This is a genomic window from Brachyspira catarrhinii (assembly GCF_005518285.1).
Lineage (GTDB): Bacteria > Spirochaetota > Brachyspiria > Brachyspirales > Brachyspiraceae > Brachyspira > Brachyspira catarrhinii.
The window spans coordinates 1-1236 of sequence record NZ_SJDU01000531.1 but is presented as its reverse complement, the minus strand read 5'-3'; the positions used below and the strand labels follow the sequence as shown (position 1 = coordinate 1236).

General features: G+C 27.8%; 1 protein-coding gene and 1 pseudogene. One reads left to right on the top strand and one right to left on the bottom strand.

Going from position 1 to position 1236, the window contains the following annotated elements:
- Positions 1-61 precede the first annotated feature (61 nt).
- Positions 62-514, top strand: a complete 453-nt coding sequence (rpiB, locus tag EZH24_RS12105; RefSeq protein WP_137999320.1) for a ribose 5-phosphate isomerase B — start codon at positions 62-64, stop codon at positions 512-514.
- On the opposite strand, the pseudogene EZH24_RS12100 reads toward rpiB, so the two are convergent.
- Positions 507-1208 (bottom strand): annotated as a pseudogene (locus EZH24_RS12100) (thioredoxin domain-containing protein); the annotation flags it as partial. The gene rpiB and the pseudogene EZH24_RS12100 sit on opposite strands and share 8 nt — an antisense overlap.
- Positions 1209-1236: the final 28 nt, after the last annotated feature.

The following is a 1236-nucleotide window of genomic DNA, read 5'->3' as shown; positions in this document are numbered from 1 at the left end:
ATTTTCTTATAATTTGTAATATTGAAAAATTTAAATTTAAAAATAAAAGAGGAATTAAATCATGAAAATAGCGATTGCATCCGACCATACGGGAGTGGAATTAAAATCCGAAATAATAAAATATTTACAAGAATTAGGACATGAAACGGACGATTTTGGGACAAATTCTAAAGAAAGCATAGACTATCCGATTTACGGAAAAAAAGTAGCGGACGAAGTTGCCAAAGGAAAATATGACGGCGGAGTTTTAATCTGCGGAACGGGAATTGGAATTTCGCTTGCGGCAAATAAAGTCAAAGGAATAAGAGCGGCTGTTTGCTCCGAGCCTTATTCGGCAAAATTGTCGAAACAACATAATAATTCTAATATTATCGCATTCGGAGCGAGAGTAGTCGGAGTCGATTTGGCAAAAATGATAGTTAAAGAATGGATTGAAGCAAAGTTCGAGGGCGGACGGCATTCAAAAAGAGTCGATTTGATAAGCAAAATTGAAAATGGAGAAAAAATTATTTAATTAAATTTTCTATATTTTCTTTTATTTCATTTGCAATTTTGTTATCGAAACTTGAAAATGAATTTTTTGTATATAAAATATTTTTGTCTTTATCGATAATTATAATATAAGGAAGCCATTTTATATCGAATTCTTTTGCAATATCTTTTCTTTTATCGACATCGACTTCTATAAGAATCAAATTATTTTCTATTATATTTTTTAATTCTTCGATGCCAAATACTTTTTCTTTTAGCTCAAAACAATTTGCGCACCAAACAGCTGAAAAATCTATTAATATATATTTTCCGTTTTGTTTTGAAGTCTCCAAAGCCTCTTCGTAAGTAATCGAATTTTCCGATTTTGATTTTATAAAACTATAACTTGAACCAACGATTAAAGATAATATTAAAACCGAAACGAATAATTTTATTTCAAGTTTACTCAAATAAATATTTTTCTTTTTGATTAAATAAATAATTATGGCAAATATTATGATTGATAAATCGGCAAACATAAAACTAATTTTATTAAATCCTAAAATTCCAAATAAAATATTCAAATAATAAAAACAAATAAGAAACATTACAAAAGTGAAAATGTATTTAATATAAATTGTCCAACTCCCAGATTTCGGCATTTTGGCAAGAATAGAAGCGAAAGCTCCCAATACAAATAAAACGGAAGAAAAACCTAAAGCGTATATAAACATATAGTTTTGACAATTCTAATTTTATTTTTTC